The sequence below is a fragment of the Amycolatopsis sp. NPDC004079 genome, from assembly GCF_040610415.1.
In the GTDB taxonomy this organism is placed as follows: domain Bacteria; phylum Actinomycetota; class Actinomycetes; order Mycobacteriales; family Pseudonocardiaceae; genus Amycolatopsis; species Amycolatopsis halotolerans.
The window spans coordinates 21,104-42,412 of sequence record NZ_JBEXMH010000056.1; the positions used below are offsets into that span (position 1 = coordinate 21,104).

Consider the following 21,309-nt stretch of genomic DNA (forward strand, 5'->3'; position numbering starts at 1 on the left):
CGTTCAGCTCGCCGCGGCCGCGACGTGCTTGCACAGCACGTCGGCCAAGGTGTCGATCTGGTCCTCGGTGATCACCAGCGGCGGGGACAGCACGATGCTGGTCCCGGACGCGCGGACCACCACGCCGTCCGCGCGGCAGCCCGCCTGCACCGGCGCGGTCGGCTGGTCGGCGAACTCGATGCCGAGCATCAGGCCGACGCCGCGGACCTCGCGCACGTGCGGCAGCTCGGCGAGCGGGTCAAGCCGCGCGCGCAGCCGGGCGCCGAGGACAGTGGCGCGTTCGAGCAGGTTCTCCTTTTCGATGATGTCCAGGTTCGCCAGCGCGACCGCGGAGCCGACCGGGTGGCCGTTGTAGGTGAAACCGTGCAGGAACGTCGCGCCTTCGGCGAGTTCGAGCACGCTGCGTCCGATGAGGACCGCACCCATCGGAATGTACCCGCTGGTGAGCCCCTTCGCGGTGACGATCATGTCCGGTTCGACGCCGAAGTGCTCGCTGCCGAACCAATGCCCGGTGCGGCCGAACGCGGTCACGATCTCGTCCATGATCAGCAGAATCCCGTGTCGCCGCAGCACTTCCCGCACCCGCGGCCAGTAGTCCTCCGGCGGCGGAACCATTCCGCCGACGCCGAGCACCGGCTCCCCGATGAACGCGGCGATCCGGTGCGCGCCGATTTCCTCGATCCGCTTTTCCAGCTCTGCCACGAGAAGATCTGTCGCATGGGGACCGTGTTCGAGACCGTGCGGTTTGCCGAGCCATTCGACGTCCGGCAGCAGCGGGCCGTACCCGGCGCGCAGGCCCTCGATCCCGGTCGCGGCCAGCGACGCGCCGCCCATGCCGTGGTAGCCGCCGTGCCGCGCCAGCACCACCGTGCGCTCGGGCGAACCGGCGTGGTGGAAGGCGAGGCGGGCGAGTTTGATCGCGGTTTCGTTGCCCTCCGACCCGCCGTTGGTGAGGAAGACGCGTTCAAGCCCGACCGGGGCGAGCGAAAGCAGGCGTTCGGCGAGGCGGATCGACGGGGCGTTGGAGTAGTCGCCGAAGGACGAGTAGAACTCCAGCTTGCGGATCTGCTCGGCGGCGACGTCGGCGAGTTCGGCGCGGCCGTGGCCGACCGGGCACTGCCACAGGCCGCAGGTGCCGTCGAGGTACTGGTTGCCGTCGGTGTCCCAGAGCAGCGCGCCCTCGCCGCGGTCGAGAACGAGCGGTTCGGCCGGGGCGCCGATGACGGTGTGCGGATGGATGAGGGTGCGCTGGTCGGCGGCGGCGAGGTCAGCGGTGGTCAAGGCGGATTCCTTTCGGGGAGCGGTTCAGAACCGCAGAGCGACGGCTTTGGTCTCGGTGTAGGCGTCGATGCCTTCGGCCCCGCCTTCGCGTTCCTGGCCGGAGTTTTTCTGGCCGCCGAACGGAAGTTCCGGACGCACTGGAGCCGGGTCGTTGACGCCGAGCACGCCGAAGTCGAGCCGGTCGAGGGTGCGCCAGATGCGGCGCAGATCGGTGCCGAATACGTACGCAGCGAGGCCGTAGTCGGTGGCATTGGCCAATTCGACGGCTTCGTCGTCGGTGCGGAACGTGGCCACCGCGAGCACCGGGCCGAACGTTTCCTCGTGGCTGATGAGCATGTCCGGGGTGACGTCGGCCAGCACGGTGGGCTCGAAGAAATGGCCCGGCAGCGCGGAATCCGTCCAGCGATTGCCGCCGACGAGCACGCGCGCGCCCTTGCCGACCGCGTCCGCGACCTGGTTTTCCACCTTCGCCAGACCGGCCTCGTCGATCAGCGGTCCGATGCTGGTGCCCTCGGCGTCGCCCCGGCCGACCTTCAGCGCAGCGGTTTTCTTTTCGATCAAGGAAAGCAGGTCGTCGCGGACGCTTTCGTGGACGTACAGCCGGTTCACCGCCGTGCAGCTCTGCCCGGCGTTGAAGAACTTCCCGGCGACGACGCCCGCCGCGGCGGCTTCGAGATCGGCGTCCTCGAACACGATCGCCGGCGAGTGGCCGCCCATTTCGAGCGACGTGCGGCGGAGGATGTCGCCGGTCTGGCGCAGCAGGCCCAGTCCGACCTCGGTGGAGCCGGTGAAGCTGACCTTGCGCAGGCGGCGGTCGGCCAGCAGTGCGCCGACGAGTTCGGCAGGCCGGGTCGTGGTCAGCGACTGCAGGACACCGTTCGGCAATCCCGTGTCCTGCACGATTTCCAGCAGCGCGGTGGCGATCAGCGGGGTCTGCTCGGCCGGTTTCGCGATGACCGGGCAGCCCGCCGCGAGTGCGAGCCCGACCTTGCGGATCAGCATGCTGGCCGGGAAGTTCCACGGCGTGATCGCGAGCACCGGGCCGACCGGCGCGCGCAGCACGAGCCCTGGACCGGCCGCGTTCGCCGGGGTGACCCGCCCGTACGCGCGGCGGCCCTCCTCGGCGGCCCACTCCAGCATCCGGGCGGCTCCGGCCAGTTCGCCGTTCGCCTCGGCGAGCGGTTTTCCGTTCTCGCGGCTGAGCAACGCGGCGAGTTCGCCTTGCCGCGCCCGGATTCCGGCGGCCGCGGCGCGGAGGTGGCCGCTGCGGGTCTCCGGGTCGGTGTCCGCCCAGCCCCGGGCGGCCCGCGCGGCGGCGGCCAGTGCGTCCCGCGCCTGCTCGGGCCCCGCGTCGGCGGCCTGGCCGAGGACGGCGAGGCTCGCGGGGTCGACGACGTCGAACGTCGCCGGGGCGGACTGCCAGCGGCCGTCGATCAGCAAGGTCGCGGCGGCGGTGTCGGGCATCGGTACGCCTTTCGGGTCGGCGGATTCGGGATGCGCCGAGTCTGACCCCTAGGTGTTGATTAAGTCAACACCTAGGCGGCGGCGAAATTCCGGAAAGGACAGTGGGAAGTTCTTGTGGGGCAACGACATCGGGAAACACTTCTGCCCCGGCGACGTCGTGCGCGGCCGGGGTGCGGGCGTGGTTCGGCTAACGCGCGGCGGCGAGCAGGCCGCGCAGGGCTTCGAGTGCCGGGCCCGGATCGACGTCCGGGTCCGCCACCTGGTGCAGGAACATTCCGTCGAGGGCGTAGAAGACGAGCTGGGCCAGCCCGCCGCCGGCCGACAGTTCCGTGCCGACCGCGGCGAGATAGCCGTCGTAGAGCCGCCGGACGATCGGCCGCAATTCGGGCCGCCGCGCCGATTCCACGACCAGCTGATACTGGAACACTTGCAGGTCCGCGCTGTCCCGGAACCGCTGGCGCACCTCGGGACCGTCCGCGTAGACGCCGGTGCGGGCGCCGATCAGGCCATTCTCCGCGCTTTCCTCCAGCACGAGGTCCAAAGAGGACTGGAGGAGGTCGTCGATCGAGGAGAAGTGGTGCTGGACCGCGCCGGTGGTGCAGCCCGCCGCCCGGGCGACCGCCCGGTAGGTGAGCCCGCGCAGCCCGTCGGAAGCGACCACGCCGACCGCCGCCCGGCGCAGGGCGAGCTTCATCCCGGTCGCCTCGTCCGCGGTTCCGGACCGGCTCATCCGCACCTCCTCGGCTTCGCTCGGGGTTCAAGCTACATTACATCTGTAATGTAGACCAGAGCGGCGTCACCGGCACCGGCATTCCGGGCACAACTCGCGGGGAACAGCGGTTTCCGGTCAGGCTTTTACCGTGTCGCGGCGCTGATTCAGCCGCGCTTCGAAGCCAACGCGGCCAGCACCCGCTCCCGAGTAGGCACGTCGAGCCGGCAAGCGTCCCCCGCGACCGGCCCGGGCGTCCCCATCACGTCGACCCCGTCGACCAGGATCGTCGGCGAGCGGTACCGGCCGACGCGTTCGACGAGCGTCGTGTCGAGACCGCTCTCGGCGAGGCAGCCCGCGACGACCGATCGGGCCGCCTCCGCGTTCGGGCAGTCCGGGGCGGTCAGCAGTTCCACCCGGATCCCGCGGATCTCCGGCCCGGTCGCGCACATGACACCCAGCCTAAGCGGAAATCGGGCCTTGACAATCCGCTTCCGGAAAAAGCTATGGTGGCCGGAGGACGTCGAAAGCCACAGCCCGGTAGGTAGTCCGGGCGGCGCGCAGCGCTCGTACTCGCACCCCTCCGGTGCGTCCAGCACGTCCCCTTGCTCCGTATCCGGAAGGGGAATTCGCTGTGCCTGGAAAACTTCGCGTCCTGATCATCGGCGCCGGCGTCGGCGGGCTCGCACTCGCCCAGGGATTGCGCCGCGCCGGGGTTGCCGTCATGGTCTGCGAGCGCGATACCTCGGCGATCGGCCGCTTGCAGGGGTACCGCCTGCGGATCGACTCGAACGGCCTCGACGCGCTCGACCGGCTGCTCCCCGCGCGGCTCAGCCAGGCGGTGTGGGATGCCAGTTCGACGCCGTCGCGGACCAACTTCCTCAACGGGACGCAGCCAGCCGAGCCGGTCGAGCGGAATGTCTCGATCAACCGGCTCACGCTGCGCGAGATCCTCCTGCACGGCCTCGAGGACGTCGTCGAGTTCGGCCGCGAGTGCACCGGCTGCCACGTGGACGACACCGTCACCGCCACCTTCGCCGACGGATCCACTGCCTCCGCTGACGTCTTGGTCGCCGCGGATGGCGTGAATTCGGTGCTGCGACGGCAATACCTGCCGCACGCACGCGTGGTCGACACCGGTATCCGCATCATGTACGGCCGCTTCCCGCTCACCCGCGAGACCGCCCAACTGATCCCCGACGAATGGTTCGGGATCTACAGCGGGCTCGTCGGTCCGGACAACCAGCACGTCGGAATCGCCCCGGTCCACGCCCGGCGTCCCGCACCGCTGCCGGGCCTCACCGACACCAGCGACTACGTGATGTGCCTGCTGGCCGCCCGTGCCGAACTGCTGCCGTACTCCGACGACGAACTCCGCGCCGCGACCGGCCACCAGCTGCGGAACATGACGGTTTCCTTGGCCCGCAAGTGGAATCCGAAAGCGAGCGAGCTCTTGTCGCTCGCCGATCCCGAGACGCTGTTCCCCATCTTCATGCGCACCAGCGTGCCGATCGAGCCCTGGCCGACCACCCGAGTGACCCTGCTCGGCGACGCGATCCACGCAATGAGCCCAGCGGTCGGCGTCGGCGCGAACACCGCGTTGCGCGACGCCGAACTGCTCGCCGCGAAGCTCGCCGAAGCCGGTTCCGATTTCCTCCCAGCACTGCGGGAGTACGAAACAGCGATGATCGGCTACGGCTTCGACGCGGTCCGGACGTCGGCGAAGTTCGGGGCGATGCGGATGGGACAGCCTGAGCTGCCAGCGCACTGAGACCGTTGGCCAGGCTCATTTTTCGAGCGCCTCGCGCTGGGCCGAGCTGAGCCGATCCGCCCGCACGGCCAAGCAATACGTCTGGTCTCCGGTCACCCGCACAACGAGCGGGTCCGCGATCGCCGGGCGGCGCCGGAGCGCCTCCGCGGCGGCCCTCGTCCGGTCCCGCGGCCAGCCGAGCGCGGCGGACAAGGCGTCCAGGCCGAGCGGGCGAGCGGCCTGCACCAGCGCGGCGACCACGGTCAAGGCGTCGTACCCGACCGCTTCCGCGAGGCCGCTGTCGCCCATCTGCTCGCTGAGCCGTCCAAAGAACCGGCTCATCTCACCGAGCCGGGCACCGGCCGGGGTGCCGGGGCCGAAAAGCTCGATGCCCCGCCGTGCGGCGGAGGCGATCCGGCCGTGCGCCGCGGTGTCGGCCTGCCACGCCCGGAGCCAGGCGCCGTCGTCGACCGCGTACCGCTCGCGACGGCCGCCTGGATCCGGGCGGCGCAGCACCAGCGCCATGGATTCCAGGTGGCCGACCGACTTGGACACCGACGCCGGGCTGACCCGCAGCCTCCGCACGAGGTCCGCCGAGGTCAGGCCATCGGAGATCAGCAGGCAGGCGAACACCCTCGCGGTCATCCGCGGCAGGCCGGTCGCGGCGAGCAGCCCGGCGAACTCGTCCACGAAACCGCGCGCTGACGCGGACGGGAACCCGTCGTGCACCGGCTCGGCGGGCCGAGCGGGCTTGCGCCGGCGGGCTCGGCGTCCGGCGGTCTCCTGCGCGTTGCCCGCGGCGTAAACACCGGCGACGCTGTTGCGCGCGACCTCCCGGCTGATCGTGGACGTCGGCCTGCCGAGGCGCCGCGCCATCTCCGCGTACCCGAGCCCCTCGGCCAGCCAGGCCTCGATCCGCAGCCGCTCCTCGCGGGTCAGCCGCTCCCCCGGCATCAGCGCGCCCTCTCGTGCATTTGTCCACAGTACAGTGCAACGGCGAATTTCAGGTCATTGCATTCACCCACAGACTCATTGCAATAATTGCGCTTGAGCTGGCCATTTTTGCCCCGCGAATGTTGACGCACCATGAAACGCAACGTAGCTTTTCACTATTCGGAAAGGGAGGAAAACCCATGACACACGTGCTGGCCGTATCGACGGTCTCGGATCACAGCAAGTTCTGGAGCGGCCTCAAGAAGGCGCACGCTCAGCTCCCCCAGGGCGCGAAGTGGAAGCTGGCGATCGCGAGCACCGACGGGAACAGGGCGGTGAACGTGATCGCGCACGACACCGTCGACGGAGTCCGCGAGTTCTTCGAGGCTCATGCCGGTCCGTACGCGGCGACGGAATACTTCGAAGCGGACGCCGCGAACGCGGTCGGTCTGGCCCGATGACCTTCGACGCGCCGCGGCTCGCCGAACTCCTGGCGGAGCACGGGATCCCGAGCGCCGCGGTCGGCATCCTCCGCGACGGGCAACGCACCGAGTTCGCGGCCGGCGTCAAGAACGTCGAAACCTCGGAACCGGTGACGACCGGCACGGTCTACCAATGCGGCTCCATGACCAAAACCTGGACCGCGCTGGCGTTCCTGCAACTCGTCGACGAGGGGAAGGTCGATCTCGACCGACCCGTCCGCACGTACTTGCCCGGTTTCGCGGTCGCCGATCCAGTGACCACCGCTCAGGTCACGCCGCGGCAATTGCTGAACCACACCAACGGGATCGAAGAAGCATACGGCGACCCCGGCGAGGGCGACGACGTCTGCGAGCGGATGGTCGAGAACATCGCCGGCGCACCGCAGGTTTTCCCGCTCGGCCACACCCACGGCTACAGCGCGGCACTGGGTTACGCCGTCCTCGCGCGTGTCCTCGAGGTGGCGGACGGGAAGACCTGGGACGACGCCATGCGCGACCGGCTCTTCCGCCCGATGGGCCTGACCAGCACGAACACCCGGCCCGAGCAAGCCGACCAGGCGCGGGAGGCCACCGGGCACCTGGTCCGGTCCCTGGCCGAAGGCCCGATCGTGACCCCGATCGACTACCTGCCGCGCGCATTCGGCCCGGGCGGCGGCATCACGTCGACGATCGGAGAAGTCCTCGCGCTGGCCCACGTCCTGCTGAACGACGGCGTCGCGCCGAACGGACACCGCGTGCTCTCGGCGGAACTCCTCCGGGAAATGAAGAATTCGCGAGTGCCGATACCGGATCCGCTGATGTTCGGGCCGGAATGGGCGCTCGGTCTCATCGTCTGCGATTGGAACGGCGAAACCGTCTACGCGACCGACGGCAGCACCGTCGGCCAGAACTCCCGGCTCCGGATCCTGCCGGAATTGAACACCGCCGTCGCGATGCTCACCAACGGCGGGCCCCGGGAAAGCTTCTACCGCACCGTGTTCGCCGAAATCCTGGCCGAGCACACTATCCCGTCGCTGCCCGCGCCGGACCCCGAGCTGAAACTCGACCTCGAAAGGTATGTCGGCGTCTACGAGCGGCCCGGCGCGCGATACGAGGTTTCCGCGGAAGCCGGGCAGCTGCGCCTGACCCTGGCGATCGACCCGACTCGGGCGGAGTTCCTGAGGAAACCGGACCGCGTCCACTACGAGCTGCTGCCGGTGAGCGAGACGCTTTTCCTGATGCCGCCGACAGATCCGCTCGAAGACACCCAGTCAGTCGCGATCTACGATTTCGCGAACGGCCCGGCGCAGTACCTCCACACCAACTGCCGGGTGCACCCGCGCGTCACGCGGGCTTGAGCAGCGGAACATCCCGCGAGATCTCGCTGAACCCCACGCTGTAATACAACCCCCGCGCCGACGGATGCCCAGGCGCGCCAAGGCAAGCGACCGTCGCGTGGGTGGCTCCGGCCGCCCGCGCGCGGTCCATGCCGTGCAGCAGCATCGCGCGGCCCAGCCCGAGCCGCCGGTAGTCCGGGTGGGTGCCGACCGGCTCGAATTCGGCGGTCTTGTTCGCCTCGTCGAGCCACATGATCGTGGACGCCGCCATCGTCCCGTCCGATGCTTCGACCAGGAAGTGCAGGTCGCCGCGGTACGCCGGGGTCGCGCGGACGCCCTCGTAGCTTTCCGGCGTGTACGCGGTCACGCCCCAGGCGTCCACATGAGACTGGACCGCCGCCTCCGGTCCGGCCTCAGCGGCGGTGCGAAAGCGGAATCCGTCCGGCAGCACCGGCGTTTCGAGCACCTCGAGGTCGCGTTCGTTCAGCTGCGTCCACGATCCGGTGTCGCCGAGGCTGTCCGGATCGGGGCCGTAGCCGTGCGCCGCCCAGCGTTCCAGGCCGAACTCGTCGGCCGCCCCGGGAAGCACGGTGCGTTCGAGGCCGTCCGCGGTGGCGTCGAACCAGTCGATCACCTCGTCGACCAGCGCCGCGTGATCGGGATGGACTTGATAGGCCAGGTAAGCACCAGTGACGTTCTTGACTGAGCCGTCGTTGAGCCGCACGCTCCGGGGCAGTTGCGCCCAGCCCCACGCGACGAGGTCGTCGCCGGCGAACCACAGCCGGCGGACCCAGCTCGCGCCCTGCGCGGCATGCCCTTTGCCCCAGTTCCAGGCTAGTTCGCCGTAGGCCGCGTCGCTGTTGACGAGGTCCTGGCGGACGGCGGTGACCCGCTGCGCGAGCTCCTGCATGAGAAGCACGTCCGAGGCGGTCAGCAGATCAGTCATTCTCGGACTCTGTCAGGCGGGCCGCCGGGAGTCGACCGGTTTTCCGCCGCACCCGCGGATCACCGCGTCGGCGAGCAGGTCGGTCGGATCGAGAACGCCAGAGGCGTGTCTCGCCACCAGCGGAAGTTCCGTGCAGGCCAGCACGGACAACGACGCGTCGACGTCCGCGAGCGCCCGATCGAAGTGCGCCGCTCCGCCTGTCAGGTCGCCGCGTTTCACCGCCGCCACCGCCGCGTCCACCGCCGTCTGCCCGGCCTCGGACGGCAGCGCCCACTCCACCTCGGGCACTCCCCGCTGGTACAGCCCGGCGGCGATCGTCCCGCGAGTGCCGAGCAGCCCGACTGGACCCGTGCGTCCGGCGAGGAATTTCGCTGTCTCCGCGACCATGTCCACGAACGGCACACCGCTGTCCGCGGCCAACCGCGGCAGGAAGAAATGCGCGGTGTGGCAGGGAATCGCCACCACGGAAGCGCCGAGATCGCGGAGTTTTCCCGCCCCGGCAAGCAAAGCCGGATACGGGTCAGTGCTCCCGTCGAGGACGGCGGCGACCCGGTCCGGCACGGTGGGATCCGCCCAGATCGCGACCCGCAGGTGGTCCTGGTCGCGCTCCGCGGCCGTGCGCGCGATGAGCTTGGCATAGAACTCCGCGGTCGCCGCCGGGCCCATGCCGCCGAGAATGCCCGCGATCACTGGAAGGTCGACCGGTAGCCGAACAGCCCCACGGCGCCGCCGGTGTGCACGAACACGACGGTGTCGGTCGCGGCGAACCGGCCTTCCTCGATCTCGCCGAGCAGACCGGCGAACCCCTTTCCCGAGTACACCGGGTCCAGCAGGATCCCTTCAGTCTCGGCAAGCAGCCGCACCGCGTCCGCCATCGACTGCGTCGGCACGCCGTAGCCCTCGCCGACCCAGCGGTCGTCCACCAGCACGTCGTCGCCGGAAACCGCGGTGCCGATCAGCTCCGCGGTCCGGCCGGCCAGCCCGTGCACCGCGTCGATCTGCCGCGCTTCCGGCTGCCGCACGCTGACGCCGAGCACCCGAGCGGGGCTGTGCACCGCGCGCAATCCGGCGACGAGACCGGCCTGCGTGCCAGTGCTGCCGGTCGCGTGCACGACCCAGTCGACCGGAATCGGCGCGGCATCGAGCTCCAGCGCGCATTGGACATACCCGAGCGCGCCGATCGGATTCGACCCGCCGCCCGGGATCACGTACGGCCGCTGCCCCTCGGCGCGCAGCTTCTCGGCGACCGTCTCCATCGCCGCCGACATGTCGGTTCCGGCCGGTACGCGGTCCACGATCTCCGCGCCGAGCAGTTCGTCGAGCAACACGTTGCCGGAGTTTTCGTACTCCTCGTCGCGCACCTGACGTTGTTCCAGCAGCAACTTGCAGCTCAGCCCGGCGCGCGCGGCGGCCGCGGCGGTCTGCCGGGCGTGGTTGGACTGCGTCGCGCCCTGGGTGATCAGCGTGTCGGCACCCTGCGCTAGCGCGTCGCCGACGAGGAATTCCAGCTTCCGCGTTTTGTTGCCGCCGGTCGCCAAACCGGTGCAGTCGTCGCGTTTGATCCAGAGGTCCGGAACGTCCCGATGGCGTTCGCGCAGCCGCGCGGTGAGCCGTTCCAGCGGTTCGAGCGGGGTCGGGAAGTGTCCGAGCGGGAAGCGGGCGAAGCGCGTCGTCTGTACCACGGACGCCATCGTGCTTCCCGGGCCCGGCCGCTGTCCACCGCGTCCATTACGGATGCAGCTCGGCCCGGATCACCTGCGCCGCCCGCGCCAGGCGCGCACCGATCGCGGAGACATCGGCCGGACCGGTCAAATACACCACCGCCAGCGCCGCCGGATGCTGCCCAGGCACCGCGAGCGGCACCGCGATCGACGACAGCCCGGGGATCACCTCGTCATGGCTGGTTTCGTACGGCGCTTTCTCCCCGCGCAGCTGCTGCGAAATCGCGCGACCCGGTGCGCCGTCGGTGATCGGGTGCCGACTGCCCGGCCGCTGCGCCACCGCCGCCGTCGCCTGTCGCGGTTCGACGCTGGCCAGTGTGACGACGGAATCCTCGCCGTCGAGCGTCGCGAGGAACGCCGTCATGCCCAGTTCGTTCGCGAGCACGGTCAGCTCGGGCAACGCAGTGGACTGCAGATCGCGGGAAACGTTGCGCGCCAACGCCGCCAGCCGCGCGCCCAGCTCCAGCTCGCCGTTCGCGCCGCGCACGACCAGGCCGTGGTCCTCGAGGGTGCGCACGATCCGATAGGCGATCGACCGGTGCAGCCCGAGCCGCGAGGCCAGCTCGCCGATCGACAGCGGCGCGTCGGCCTCGGCGAGAACTTCCAGCGCGGTGAGCCCGCGCGACAACGTCTGCGACCCGGCCGCTTGCTTGGCTTCCGTCACGACTCGGTCCTTCCCCGCGGGGTCTTGTGCACCGGAGCGGCCCACCTTAGCATCGATGTACTCAATAATTGAACAACAAGTTCTATTATCGAACACGGTCCCCCCTGGTGCTTCACAGCGAAGTGAGGAAACTTATGCAGTTCCACCACCACGGCTACGTTTCCGGCGAACCGCGCGTCCTGCCCGCCGCCGGAACCGGGATCGACCGGCCCGCGGAACTGCCGGACGAGGTCGACGTCCTGATCGTGGGCACCGGCCCGGCGGGCATGATCACCGCCGCGCAGCTGTCCCGGTACCCGGACGTCACCACGCGCATCGTCGAACGCCGCGGCGGACGGCTCGAAGTCGGCCAGGCGGACGGGATCCAGGCGCGCAGCGTCGAAACGTTCCAGGCGTTCGGCTTCGCGAACCGGATCGTCGAAGAGGCGTACCGGATCACCACGATGTCGTTCTGGAAGCCCGATCCCGCGGACCCGAAGCGCATCGTCCGCTCCTCGCGGGTGCCCGACGACCCCACCGGGATCAGCGAATTCCCGCACCTCATCGTGAACCAGGCCCGCGTGCAGGACTACTTCGCCGAGTACATGGCGAACTCGCCGAGCCGGATGACGCCCGATTTCGGCCTGGAATTCCAGGCGCTCGATATTACCGAGGGCGACGAATACCCGGTTTCCGTCACGCTGCGCCATACCGTCGGCCCCCGCGCCGGCGAGGATCGCGTTGTCCGGGCCAAATACGTGGTCGGCTGCGACGGCGCACGCAGCGCGGTACGCGAGTCGATCGGCCGGGAACTCGTCGGCGATCAGGCTTTGCACGCGTGGGGAGTGATGGACGTCCTCGCGGTCACCGATTTCCCGGACATCCGCACGAAATGCGCCATCCAGTCCCACGACGGCGGCAACATCCTGCTGATCCCCCGCGAAGGCGGCGCGCTGTTCCGGATGTACGTCGACCTGGGCGAGGTGTCCGAGGACGATCACGGAGCCGTCCGGAAGACGACGATCGACCAGATCATCGCGCGCGCCAACGCGATCATGCATCCGTACACAGTGGATGTGAAGAATGCGGCCTGGCACAGCGTGTACGAGGTCGGCCACCGTCTCACCGACAAGTTCGACGACGTCCCCGTCGGCGACACCCGCCTGCCCCGCGTCTTCATCACCGGCGACGCCTGCCACACGCACAGCGCGAAAGCCGGACAGGGCATGAACGTCTCGATGCAGGACGGGTTCAACATCGGCTGGAAACTCGGCCACGTCCTGGACGGCCGCGGTCCCGCTTCGCTGCTGGCCACCTACTCCGCGGAACGCCAGCTGATCGCGAAAAACCTCATCGAATTCGACAAGGAATGGTCGACGCTCATGGCGACCCGGCCGGAGGACCTGGCCGATCCGGCGGAACTGGAAGAGTTCTACGTGAAGACCTTCGAATTCCCGTCCGGTTTCCTGACGTGCTACCAGCCTTCGGCGCTCGTCGCCTCGCCGGAACACCAGGACCTGGCGACCGGGTTCCCGATCGGCAAACGCTTCAAGTCGGCTCCCGTGACGCGGGTCTGCGACGCGAACCTGGTCCACTTAGGACACCATGCCCAGGCCGACGGTCGGTGGCGCGTCTACGTTTTCGGACCCGCCGCCCCGGTCGCCGATTTCGCCAGCTGGCTGGGGAATTCCCCGGACTCCCCGGTCGTGGCCCACACGCCGAAGAATCTGGACGTCGACGCCTGGTTCGACGTGAAGGTGATCTACCCCGGGCCGTACGAGGAGATCGATCTCGGCGAGGTCCCGGAAGTCTTCCTGCCCCGCACCGGTCCCTTCTCGCTGATCGACTACGAGAAGGTCTACGCGGCGGATCCCGCGGACGACGTCTTCGCCGCCCGCGGGATCTCGCCGGACGGTGCGGTCGTAGTGGTCCGGCCGGACCAGTACGTCGCGAACGTCCTCCCCCTCGCCGGCACCGCCGAACTGGCCGCGTTCTTCGCCCCGATCTTCAGCGCCGGATAGCCGTCAGGAACGCTCGGCCGGGCAGAAGCGGTCCCGCGCCGGGAAGTCCCCGCCGACCAGGTACTCCGTCGTCGTGTCGTTCAGGCACTTGTTCGCACCGGCGCCGTAAGCGACGTGCCCGCCCTGGTCGGCGGTGACCATCCGGGCCCGGCCCCCGAACGCCCAGCGCGTGCGCAACGCCCCGGGCAACGGTGTCGCCGGGTCGCGGAGGTTCTGCACCATCAGCACGTTCGCCGGTCCGTTGCCGGTGATCCGCACCTTCGGCTCCGCGGGCGCGGGCCAGTACGCGCACGCCCGGACGTTGGCGGTGTAAGCGCCGTACATCGGATACCGCGCCCGGTCGACCTCCACGTTGCGCTGATAGGTCCGCACCGACGTCGGCCACTGCGAATCACCGCAGATCACCCCGAGGTAGCCGACCGGGAAGCTGCCACGATCGCCCGCCTTCGCCGTTGCCTTTGCCGCGCCGGGAAGCGGCTGGTGCGTGTCGAGGAGATGCCAGTACGTGGCAAGCTCTTCGAAGCTGCCGTCATTCCGAAGCTCCCCCGACGTGAAGCCGCGGAACGCCGTCCCGTCGAACCCGGACTCCGGCTTCCGGTCCAGCCGATCGGCCAGCTCGTAGTACTTCGCCGTCACGTCCGCTGGAGCAGCGCCGAGGCGGTATTCCTCGTCGTGCTTCGCGGCATACTTCGCGAAGTCGGGAAACCGCACCTGGAAACCCATGCCTTGCGCCCGCAACGCCTCGACGTCGTAGCCCTCCGGCGGCAAACTGCTGTCCAGCACGACCCGGTCACTGCGTTCCGGGAACAATGTCGTGTACACCGCCCCGAGATAGGTGCCATACGACTCCCCGTAATAGGAAATCTTCGCCTCGCCCAAGGCTTCCCGCACCCGGTCCATGTCCCGCGCCGTGTTGGCGGTGGTGATGAACGGCACCAGATCGGCAGTCTCCGAACTGGTGCACTGCTTGGCGATCCGCTCCGCCAGCGCGGCCGATTCCGCCACCTCCGCCGGATTGTGCGGATAAGGCGGGTTGGCCGCGAGCGCCTTGTCCGCGTCGTTCAGCCCGCAGGTCAGCCCCGCGCTGGAGCCGATCCCGCGCGGGTCGAAACCGACGATGTCATAACTGTCCCGCACCGCCTGCGGAAACGGCTGCGCGACCGGGACGCGCAACCCGGCCAAACCCGGACCGCCGGGATTCACGAGCAGCACCCCGCGCCGCTTCTCCGGTTTCGCCGCGGACAGCCGGGACACCGCGATATCGATCTTCCGCCCGTCCGGATGCCGATAGTCCAGCGGAACGGCCACAGTCGAACACTGCAGTTGACCACCGCCTGGACAGGCACCCCACCGCAACGGCCCAGCCGACGCGGGCGCCGCCGACACCACTCCTGCCAACGCCGCGACCGCAAGCGCGATCGGCATGGTCTTTCGCATTCAGCTCTCCTCTTCGGATCGGAGTTGCTGATTCACCACACCAGCCGACGGCGCACCGGACCCCTGCCATTTGTCACCCCCGCAACACCGCGGCGAGCCCCTCCCGCAGATCCCGGACGAAATACCCCGGCACCTCCAGCGACGGGAAATGCCCGCCCCGCTCCGGTTCCCGCCAGCGGACGATCTGCCGGAACCGCTCCTTCGCCCAAGGACGCGGGGTCTTCTCGGTGTCCCGGGGATACATGGTGACCGCCGCCGGAACGTCCACTCGAAGCTCGGGATCCAGCGAATTGTGGCTCTCGTAGTAAATCCGGGCCGCCGACGCACCGGACCGGGTCAGCCAGTACAGCGTGACATCGTCGAGAACGCGATCGCGGGAGATAGTCTCAAAAGGACTGTCCGCGGTGTCCGACCACTCCGCGAACTTGTCCACGAGCCAGGCAAGAAGCCCGACCGGCGAGTCGACGAGCGAGTACCCGATGGTCTGCGGCCTCGTGGCCTGCTGCTTCGCATACGCCGCACGGTGCCGCCAGAAATGGCGGGTCTCCTCGGTCCACCTGAGCTCGTCCGCCGTCAGCCCCTCCGTCGACAACCCCGGCGGCCCCTCAGCGAACAATGTGTGGACGCCAAGAACGCGCTCCGGAAACCGGCCGGCGAGAACCGTGGTGATATTGCCGCCCCAGTCGCCGCCGTGAGCCAAGAACTGGCGATAACCGAGCCTCCCCATCAGCTCTGCCCACGCGGCCGCGATCTTTTCCGTCCCCCACCCGGCAGTCGTCGGTTTGTCGCTGTACCCGAAGCCCGGCAATGACGGAGCCACGACATGAAATGCCGGCGCGCTGACGTCGTCCGGATCCGCCAATGCGTCCACGACGTCGACGAACTCCGCGATGCTTCCCGGCCACCCGTGGGTCACGATCAGCGGAGTGGCGTCCGCACGCGGGGACCGGCGGTGCAGGAAGTGGATTCCCAGGCCGTCGATGGTCGTGCGGAACTGGCCGATCCGGTCAAGACGCTCTTCGAACGCCCGCCAGTCGTACTCGGTGCGCCAGTAGTTCACGAGCTCGACCAGGTCGGCGAGCGGAAGGCCCTGATCCCATCGGCGCGGGCCGTGCACCGTCTCGGCCTCCGGAAACCTCGCCGCGGCTAGCCGAGCCCGCAGATCGTCGAGGTCAGCGTCCGTCGCACGGGCTTCGAACGCCGCTACGTCGCTGGTCAGAGCGGTCATGAGTCCTCCTCGATGGATGGGAACCGGCTAAGACGGTTCTAGCAGTCGCTCGCACCCCAGCGCAACCGGCTAAGCTGGTTCCATGCCTTCCGCGTTCCCCGACTTCCGCCTCGGCACTGTGCTCGCGACAAGCTTCACCGCGACCCTCACGGAGCGTTGCGGCGATGCCGTCGAGCGCGTTCCGACGCCGCGGCGACTCGCCGATTGGCTGGCGGTGAGCGGCCTCGGCGTGGACTCCTGCACCGCTGACCAGCTCGAACTCGCCAAGGAACTGCGGGAGTCGATTCACGCCGCCGCGACCGCGGCCGCACGCCGCGAGGCCCTGCCCGCAGCCGCCGTCCAGGTCATCAACGACCACAGCGCCCGGGGCCAGGCCGCAGCCGTCCTGACGCCCGACGGCGAACGGAGCTGGCAGCTCACCTCCGTCGAAGACGCCCTCGGCGTGATCGCCGCCGACGCGATCAGCATCATCTCGGGCGAACGCGACGGAAAGCTGGCCTTGTGCGCCTCGCCGACCTGCCAAGCCGCCTTCTTCGACACCAGCCAAAGCCGCACCCGTCGCTGGTGCGACATGAACACGTGCGGGAACCGGCAGAAGAAGGCGCGCTTCAACGCCAACCAGCGCAAGAGCGGCGGAGCGACCTCCGGAATGCGAGCAACCCCCGCGGCCGATCCCCGCTGAACACCGGTTTCGCGCAGCCGCGAAAGCGAGTAGCCGAATACCCGAGCTAAAGCTCACAATATAGGTATGACCAGCGAAAACCTGGCTACTTTAGCCAGCCGGATGACTACCGTCGAAGAGCTGGAAGCCGCCATCGGCCGCCCCGGCGCGGCGATCATGCTGAAGCAGCTCGACCGTCTCGACGAAGGCTGCGAAACGATCCTCGCGCACTCCCCGTTCGCCGGCTGCGGCTACCGAACCGCCGACGGCGCCCGGCACAGCACGTTCGTCGGCGGCGCGCCCGGCTTCCTGCACGTCCGCTCCCCCGCCCAGATCTCCTTCGCGTTGCCCGCCGACGCCCCGGCGCCAGCGATCGACCACGGCATTTCCTTCGTGATCCTGCTGCCTGGCGTCGGCGAAACCCTGCGGCTCAACGGAATCGTCGCCGCAACGAACGGCCGCGAAACGGCGGTGAATGTCAAAGAGGCGTATATCCACTGCGGACGGTGTGTATTCCGTTCCAAGCTCTGGCAACCACGACCAGTGCACGCCGCGCAATCGACTCCCAGTATTGGCAACGGCCCGCTGACCCGCCCCGGCATCGCCAATTTCCTTGTCCGCGCCCCGTTCCTGGTCCTCACCACCGGCGACGCGGCAGGCGGCAGCGACACCAGCCCGCGCGGCGACCAACCCGGTTTCGCACAGATCGTCGACGGCCGCACCATTCTGCTGCCTGACCGCAACGGCAACAAGCGAGCCGACACCGCCCGAAACCTGCTCCAGGACCCAAATATCGCCCTCGCCGCCCTCGTCCCCGGCCGCACCGACGTCCTGCAGCTGCGCGGCACCGCCTCCCTGACCAACGACCCGGCGTTGCTGGAACCCTTGTTCCTGCGCGGAAATATCCCCCAGGCCGCTTTGCTGATCGACGTGACGCACGCCGAACTGGTTGCCAGCGAAGCCATCGAACGCTCGCGACTGTGGCATCCGGAAGCACACGTCGACCGCATCGAAGTGCCAGACCTGATGGCGCTAGCGGTAAAGCACGCGTCGCTTGGCACCGCGGCTGGCGCTCCGCCGGGATTCCTGTTCACACTTCTCCCGCGGTTCCCGAAACTGATCCGGTTCATCATCAACCGGGGTTATCGCAGCCAGCTCCACGACGAGGGCTACGCCGATTCCGCACCGGAACTCGAGCGTCCGCTGCGGACCGTGCGGGTTGCCGAGATCCGCCGGGAAACCCCGCGGGCAGTGACCGTCGCGCTGGAGGACGGCGCGAGATTCGATTTCCGTCCCGGTCAGTTCTTCACCCTTATCGCCGACCTCGACGGCCGACCGGTACGCCGGGCCTACTCCGCCTCGTCCGTCCCGGGAACGAGGCGGCTCGAAGTGACCGTGAAACGCGTCGACGACGGCCGCTTCTCCGCTTATCTTCACGACCGCCTGCAGGTCGGCGACCGCCTCTCGGTGCGCGGCCCGTCCGGCTCGTTCCATGCCGATCCGCGCGCCGACCTGGTGCTGATCGCCGCGGGCAGCGGAATCACGCCGATGATGAGCGTCCTCCGCACGCGGCTTTCGCGTCCGGGCCGCAGCCGGATCTCCCTGCTGTACGCGAGCCGGTCCGAGGAAGAAACCATCTTCGCCGCTCAACTGGCCCGATTACAGCGCCGTCACCCGCGACGATTGCGGATCACGCACGTACTGTCGCGTCCGGACTCCAGCTGGACGGGCGAACGCGGCCGGATCGACGCGGACCTGCTGCGCCGCTGGCTGGGCACCGCTTCTTCGAAGGCCGAATACTGCGTCTGCGGCCCCGAACCGCTGATGGCGACGGCCCGCGAGGTGGTCGCCGAGCTGGGCGTGCCGGACGGGCGGTTCCACGAAGAGCGGTACACCAGCGGTGCGGTCGATCCGGCGGACATGAGCACCGAACGGCAGGAAATGGTGGTCGAGAACGTCGGCACGGCCACTGTCGAACCGGGCGACACGCTGCTCGACGCTGGCCTCGCCGCGGGTTTGCCGATGCCTTATTCGTGCACCGTCGGCAACTGCGGCGAATGCCTGGTCCGGCTGCGTTCGGGGGATGTCGCGATGAAACAGCCGAACTGCCTCACTGCACAGCAACTGGCGGACGGCTATGTGCTCGCTTGCGTCGGCTGCCCTCGCTCGGCGGTCGTCGTCGAGCTGGAAGACGACTGACGCTGGGATCGTCGGCCCCCGGATTAGTGCTCACCGACAACTACCTGCCCGACTGCGTCAAACATCCACGCCCGTACCGTCGTCATCGAGCTGCGAAACAGCTGACGCCCGGAATTGTCGGTCCCCGGATTTACCATGGCGGCACATCCGAGGAGGTGTGCACATGCGGGACGCCGTGCTCGAGGCGGCGAGGTTCCTGGCCGCCGGACGCACCCGGCGGCTCACGCTCGAGGACGTGGCCGACCACGTCCGGTACAGCCCGTTCCACCTGGCGCGCGCGTTCGAGCGGGAGATCGGCCTGCCGCCGGGGAAATTCCTTGCCGCGCAACGGTTCCAGCTCGCCAAGGAGTTGCTGCTGGACACCGGCGAGAAGGTGGTCGACATCTGCCACGAGGTCGGGTTCTCCGCACCGGGCACGTTCACCACGCGCTTCACCGCGGCGGTCGGGGTGAGCCCGCACCGGTTCCGGCAGCTGCCCGGTCTCCTCGCCGAGCACCCGCCGGAACCGGTGCGGGTCGCGGGCCCGGACTGCGCGGGCGGAGCGGTCACCGGCCGCGCGCTGCTGAGCCCGGCCGCGGTCGCCGCGCTCGACGGGGCGCCGGCGGTGTACGTCGGGCTGTTCGCCGGGTCGTCGGCGCGCGGCGTCCCGGTCAGCGGCTCGCTGCTCGGGCCCGACCTGGAGTTCGCCCTCTTCGACGTTCCGCCGGGCGCCTACCGGCTGCTGGCCTGCGCGCTGCCCTCGGCCGCCGACCCGCGCGCGCAGCTCGCGCCGAGCGTGCAGGCGGTCGGCTCGGCCGCGCGCCCGGTGCGGATCCGGGCCGGGCCGGTGCCGCTGCGCCAGGACGTCCGGCTGGAGGTCGCGCCCGCGTGGTCGCCCCCGGTGCTGGTCGCGCTGCCTCCGCTGGCGTCGGAGGGAGCGCAAGAATGGAGAGGCGGCTCCCGTCTGGCGAGGTTAGGTTGAACCAGGTCACAGCCCGTTGTCAGGGAGAAAGCATGCCTGGAGTTCGAGTATTGGTCGGCACGCGCAAGGGCGCGTTCATCCTCACCTCGGACGAGGGACGCACGCGGTGGGAGGTCGACGGCCCGCACTTCGGCGGCTGGGAGGTCTACCACCTCGCCGGCTCGCCCGCGGACCCGGACCGGCTGTACGCGTCGCAGTCCACGTCGTGGTTCGGCCAGCTGATCCAGCGTTCCGACGACGGCGGGAAGACCTGGAACCAGGTCGACCACGAGTTCGTCTACGAGGGCGGGGCGGGCGAGCACCTCTGGTACGACGGAACGCCGAAACCGTGGGAGTTCACGCGGATCTGGCACCTGGAACCGTCGCTGACCGACCCGGACACGGTGTACGCGGGCGCACAGGACGCGGCGCTGTACCGCAGCACCGACGGCGGGAAGAGCTGGCGCGAACTCACCGGGCTGCGCAAGCACACGTCCGGGCCGGGCTGGCAGCCGGGCGCGGGCGGGCTGTGCCTGCACACCATCATCCTCGACCCGGGGAACTCGAAGCGGATGTTCGCCGCGATCTCCGCCGCGGGCGCGTTCCGCAGCGACGACAGCGGCGAAACCTGGCAGCCGATCAACCGCGGCCTGCACTCCGACGGCATCCCGGACCCGGACGCCGAGGTCGGCCACTGCGTGCACCGCATCGCACTGCACCCGTCGCGGCCGGACGTGCTGTTCATGCAGAAACACTGGGACGTGATGCGCTCGGACGACGCGGGCGACAACTGGCGCGAGATCAGCGGCAACCTGCCGAGCGACTTCGGTTTCCCGATCGCGGTGCACCCGCACGAACCGGAAACGGTGTACGTGGTCCCGATCCGCAGCGATTCCGAGCACTATCCGCCGGAGGGCAAGCTGCGCGTGTACCGCAGCCGCACCGGCGGCGGCGAATGGGAACCGCTCACCCACGGCCTGCCGCAAGAAAACTGCTACGTGAACATCCTGCGCGACGCGATGGCCGTCGACTCCCTCGACGAGGCCGGCATCTACTTCGGCACCACCGGCGGCCAGGTCTACGCCTCGAACGACGCGGGCGAAAGCTGGGCCCCGATCGTGCGCGACCTGCCCGCGGTGTGCTCAGTCGAGGTGCAAACCCTGCGATGACCACCGTCGTCCGCGTCAAGCTGCCCACGCACCTGCGCCGCCTGGCGAAGGTCGAGGGAGAGATCCAGCTGCCAGTCGAGGACCCGCCGACGCGGGAAACCCTGCTGGACGCCTTGGAACGCGCGTACCCGCAACTGCGCGGCACGGTCCGCGACACGACCACCGGCAAACGCCGGGCGTTCGTCCGGTTCTTCGCCTGCGAGGAAGACCTGTCGAACACCGCCCCGGACACCGCACTGCCCGCCCCGGTCCTTTCCGGAGCCGAGCCGTTCCTGATCATCGGAGCCATGGCAGGCGGCTGACCACAAACCACCGGCCGAGGGGAAGAACCCCAGGCCTCGGTGCGTCCCGGGGGCGCACCGAGGCCCGGGGCTTTACGCCTGCTGGAACAGATTTCGCCGGGTTCCCT

Annotated in this window: 20 protein-coding genes; 9 read left to right on the forward strand and 11 right to left on the reverse strand. The window is 69.3% G+C overall.

From position 1 onward, the window contains the following. Positions 1–3: 3 nt before the first annotated feature. The 4 genes from ABZX37_RS38125 to ABZX37_RS38140 form a co-directional block, all read right to left on the reverse strand. Positions 4–1,281 (reverse strand): aspartate aminotransferase family protein, encoded by a 1,278-nt coding sequence (locus ABZX37_RS38125; RefSeq protein ID WP_354748045.1) that lies wholly within the window; start codon positions 1,279–1,281, stop codon positions 4–6. A gap of 24 nt (positions 1,282–1,305) precedes the next feature. Then, a complete protein-coding gene (locus ABZX37_RS38130; RefSeq protein WP_354748047.1) occupies positions 1,306–2,745 on the reverse strand; it encodes an aldehyde dehydrogenase family protein in 1,440 nt (479 codons plus the stop codon). A 187-nt stretch (positions 2,746–2,932) separates the two neighbouring features. Continuing rightward, positions 2,933–3,475, reverse strand: a complete 543-nt coding sequence (locus ABZX37_RS38135; protein WP_354748049.1) for a TetR family transcriptional regulator — start codon at positions 3,473–3,475, stop codon at positions 2,933–2,935. 146 nt (positions 3,476–3,621) lie between these two features. Continuing rightward, on the reverse strand, positions 3,622–3,906 hold the full coding sequence (locus tag ABZX37_RS38140; protein WP_354748051.1) for an alkylmercury lyase: 285 nt from the start codon (positions 3,904–3,906) through the stop codon (positions 3,622–3,624). A 182-nt stretch (positions 3,907–4,088) separates the two neighbouring features. Between ABZX37_RS38140 and ABZX37_RS38145 the strand changes: the two genes are divergently transcribed. Then, a complete protein-coding gene (locus ABZX37_RS38145) occupies positions 4,089–5,225 on the forward strand; it encodes an NAD(P)/FAD-dependent oxidoreductase (RefSeq protein WP_354748053.1) in 1,137 nt (378 codons plus the stop codon). Positions 5,226–5,240: 15 nt separating this feature from the next. On the opposite strand, the gene ABZX37_RS38150 is transcribed toward ABZX37_RS38145, so the two are convergent. Beyond that, entirely contained in the window at positions 5,241–6,158 is a 918-nt protein-coding gene (locus tag ABZX37_RS38150) for a helix-turn-helix domain-containing protein (protein WP_354748055.1), read from the reverse strand. 179 nt (positions 6,159–6,337) lie between these two features. Between ABZX37_RS38150 and ABZX37_RS38155 the strand changes: the two genes are divergently transcribed. Further along, positions 6,338–6,598 (forward strand): hypothetical protein, encoded by a 261-nt coding sequence (locus ABZX37_RS38155; RefSeq protein WP_354748057.1) that lies wholly within the window; start codon positions 6,338–6,340, stop codon positions 6,596–6,598. Next, the gene (locus ABZX37_RS38160) at positions 6,595–7,956 is read left to right on the forward strand and encodes a serine hydrolase (RefSeq protein ID WP_354748059.1); all 1,362 of its coding nucleotides are present in this window, start codon (positions 6,595–6,597) and stop codon (positions 7,954–7,956) included. The genes ABZX37_RS38155 and ABZX37_RS38160 overlap by 4 nt, the downstream gene beginning before the upstream one ends. Here the strand turns inward: ABZX37_RS38160 and ABZX37_RS38165 are convergent. Genes ABZX37_RS38165 through ABZX37_RS38180 form a run of 4 tightly spaced genes read right to left on the reverse strand, consistent with a single transcriptional unit; the run spans position 7,943 to position 11,266 of the window. After that, positions 7,943–8,881 carry a GNAT family N-acetyltransferase gene (locus ABZX37_RS38165; RefSeq protein ID WP_354748061.1) on the reverse strand — a complete coding sequence of 313 codons (939 nt, stop codon included), beginning with the start codon at positions 8,879–8,881 and terminating at the stop codon, positions 7,943–7,945. The genes ABZX37_RS38160 and ABZX37_RS38165 overlap by 14 nt on opposite strands. 12 nt (positions 8,882–8,893) lie before the next feature. Then, entirely contained in the window at positions 8,894–9,571 is a 678-nt protein-coding gene (locus tag ABZX37_RS38170; protein ID WP_354748063.1) for an amino acid racemase, read from the reverse strand. Then, the gene (locus tag ABZX37_RS38175) at positions 9,568–10,572 is read right to left on the reverse strand and encodes a D-cysteine desulfhydrase (RefSeq protein WP_354748065.1); all 1,005 of its coding nucleotides are present in this window, start codon (positions 10,570–10,572) and stop codon (positions 9,568–9,570) included. The genes ABZX37_RS38170 and ABZX37_RS38175 overlap by 4 nt, the downstream gene beginning before the upstream one ends. A gap of 37 nt (positions 10,573–10,609) precedes the next feature. Next, on the reverse strand, positions 10,610–11,266 hold the full coding sequence (locus ABZX37_RS38180) for a helix-turn-helix domain-containing protein (RefSeq protein ID WP_354748067.1): 657 nt from the start codon (positions 11,264–11,266) through the stop codon (positions 10,610–10,612). Between the two features lie 134 nt (positions 11,267–11,400). Here ABZX37_RS38180 and ABZX37_RS38185 point away from each other — a divergent pair, with 134 nt between their 5' ends. Next, on the forward strand, positions 11,401–13,266 hold the full coding sequence (locus ABZX37_RS38185; RefSeq protein ID WP_354748069.1) for an FAD-binding monooxygenase: 1,866 nt from the start codon (positions 11,401–11,403) through the stop codon (positions 13,264–13,266). A gap of 3 nt (positions 13,267–13,269) precedes the next feature. On the opposite strand, the gene ABZX37_RS38190 is transcribed toward ABZX37_RS38185, so the two are convergent. Both ABZX37_RS38190 and ABZX37_RS38195 read right to left on the reverse strand, forming a co-directional pair. Beyond that, a complete protein-coding gene (locus tag ABZX37_RS38190; protein ID WP_354748071.1) occupies positions 13,270–14,703 on the reverse strand; it encodes an alpha/beta hydrolase in 1,434 nt (477 codons plus the stop codon). A 73-nt stretch (positions 14,704–14,776) separates the two neighbouring features. Then, positions 14,777–15,931 (reverse strand): epoxide hydrolase family protein, encoded by a 1,155-nt coding sequence (locus ABZX37_RS38195; RefSeq protein ID WP_354748073.1) that lies wholly within the window; start codon positions 15,929–15,931, stop codon positions 14,777–14,779. An 82-nt stretch (positions 15,932–16,013) separates the two neighbouring features. Here ABZX37_RS38195 and ABZX37_RS38200 point away from each other — a divergent pair, with 82 nt between their 5' ends. From ABZX37_RS38200 to ABZX37_RS38220, 5 genes are all read left to right on the forward strand, one after another. Then, positions 16,014–16,613, forward strand: a complete 600-nt coding sequence (locus tag ABZX37_RS38200; RefSeq protein WP_354748075.1) for a CGNR zinc finger domain-containing protein — start codon at positions 16,014–16,016, stop codon at positions 16,611–16,613. A 66-nt stretch (positions 16,614–16,679) separates the two neighbouring features. Continuing rightward, entirely contained in the window at positions 16,680–18,791 is a 2,112-nt protein-coding gene (locus ABZX37_RS38205; protein ID WP_354748077.1) for a 2Fe-2S iron-sulfur cluster-binding protein, read from the forward strand. 163 nt (positions 18,792–18,954) lie between these two features. Next, complete coding sequence (locus tag ABZX37_RS38210) at positions 18,955–19,752, forward strand: helix-turn-helix transcriptional regulator (protein ID WP_354748079.1); 798 nt, start codon at positions 18,955–18,957, stop codon at positions 19,750–19,752. A 32-nt stretch (positions 19,753–19,784) separates the two neighbouring features. Then, positions 19,785–20,900: a sialidase family protein gene (locus ABZX37_RS38215; protein ID WP_354748081.1), complete on the forward strand. Its 1,116-nt coding sequence runs from the start codon at positions 19,785–19,787 to the stop codon at positions 20,898–20,900. Beyond that, positions 20,897–21,202, forward strand: coding sequence for a MoaD/ThiS family protein (locus tag ABZX37_RS38220; RefSeq protein WP_354748083.1), 306 nt, complete (start codon positions 20,897–20,899; stop codon positions 21,200–21,202). The genes ABZX37_RS38215 and ABZX37_RS38220 overlap by 4 nt, the downstream gene beginning before the upstream one ends. Positions 21,203–21,309 lie beyond the last annotated feature (107 nt).

Coding starts and splice junctions, on each gene's coding strand:
- ABZX37_RS38130 (WP_354748047.1), bottom strand. CDS start 2,745: ATGCCCGACACCGCCGCCGCGACCTTGCTGATCGACGGCCGCTGGCAG.
- ABZX37_RS38135 (WP_354748049.1), bottom strand. CDS start 3,475: ATGAGCCGGTCCGGAACCGCGGACGAGGCGACCGGGATGAAGCTCGCC.
- ABZX37_RS38140 (WP_354748051.1), bottom strand. CDS start 3,906: ATGTGCGCGACCGGGCCGGAGATCCGCGGGATCCGGGTGGAACTGCTG.
- ABZX37_RS38150 (WP_354748055.1), bottom strand. CDS start 6,158: ATGCCGGGGGAGCGGCTGACCCGCGAGGAGCGGCTGCGGATCGAGGCC.
- ABZX37_RS38155 (WP_354748057.1), top strand. CDS start 6,338: ATGACACACGTGCTGGCCGTATCGACGGTCTCGGATCACAGCAAGTTC.
- ABZX37_RS38160 (WP_354748059.1), top strand. CDS start 6,595: ATGACCTTCGACGCGCCGCGGCTCGCCGAACTCCTGGCGGAGCACGGG.
- ABZX37_RS38165 (WP_354748061.1), bottom strand. CDS start 8,881: ATGACTGATCTGCTGACCGCCTCGGACGTGCTTCTCATGCAGGAGCTC.
- ABZX37_RS38175 (WP_354748065.1), bottom strand. CDS start 10,572: ATGGCGTCCGTGGTACAGACGACGCGCTTCGCCCGCTTCCCGCTCGGA.
- ABZX37_RS38185 (WP_354748069.1), top strand. CDS start 11,401: ATGCAGTTCCACCACCACGGCTACGTTTCCGGCGAACCGCGCGTCCTG.
- ABZX37_RS38190 (WP_354748071.1), bottom strand. CDS start 14,703: ATGCGAAAGACCATGCCGATCGCGCTTGCGGTCGCGGCGTTGGCAGGA.
- ABZX37_RS38195 (WP_354748073.1), bottom strand. CDS start 15,931: ATGACCGCTCTGACCAGCGACGTAGCGGCGTTCGAAGCCCGTGCGACG.
- ABZX37_RS38200 (WP_354748075.1), top strand. CDS start 16,014: ATGCCTTCCGCGTTCCCCGACTTCCGCCTCGGCACTGTGCTCGCGACA.
- ABZX37_RS38205 (WP_354748077.1), top strand. CDS start 16,680: ATGACCAGCGAAAACCTGGCTACTTTAGCCAGCCGGATGACTACCGTC.
- ABZX37_RS38210 (WP_354748079.1), top strand. CDS start 18,955: ATGCGGGACGCCGTGCTCGAGGCGGCGAGGTTCCTGGCCGCCGGACGC.
- ABZX37_RS38215 (WP_354748081.1), top strand. CDS start 19,785: ATGCCTGGAGTTCGAGTATTGGTCGGCACGCGCAAGGGCGCGTTCATC.
- ABZX37_RS38220 (WP_354748083.1), top strand. CDS start 20,897: ATGACCACCGTCGTCCGCGTCAAGCTGCCCACGCACCTGCGCCGCCTG.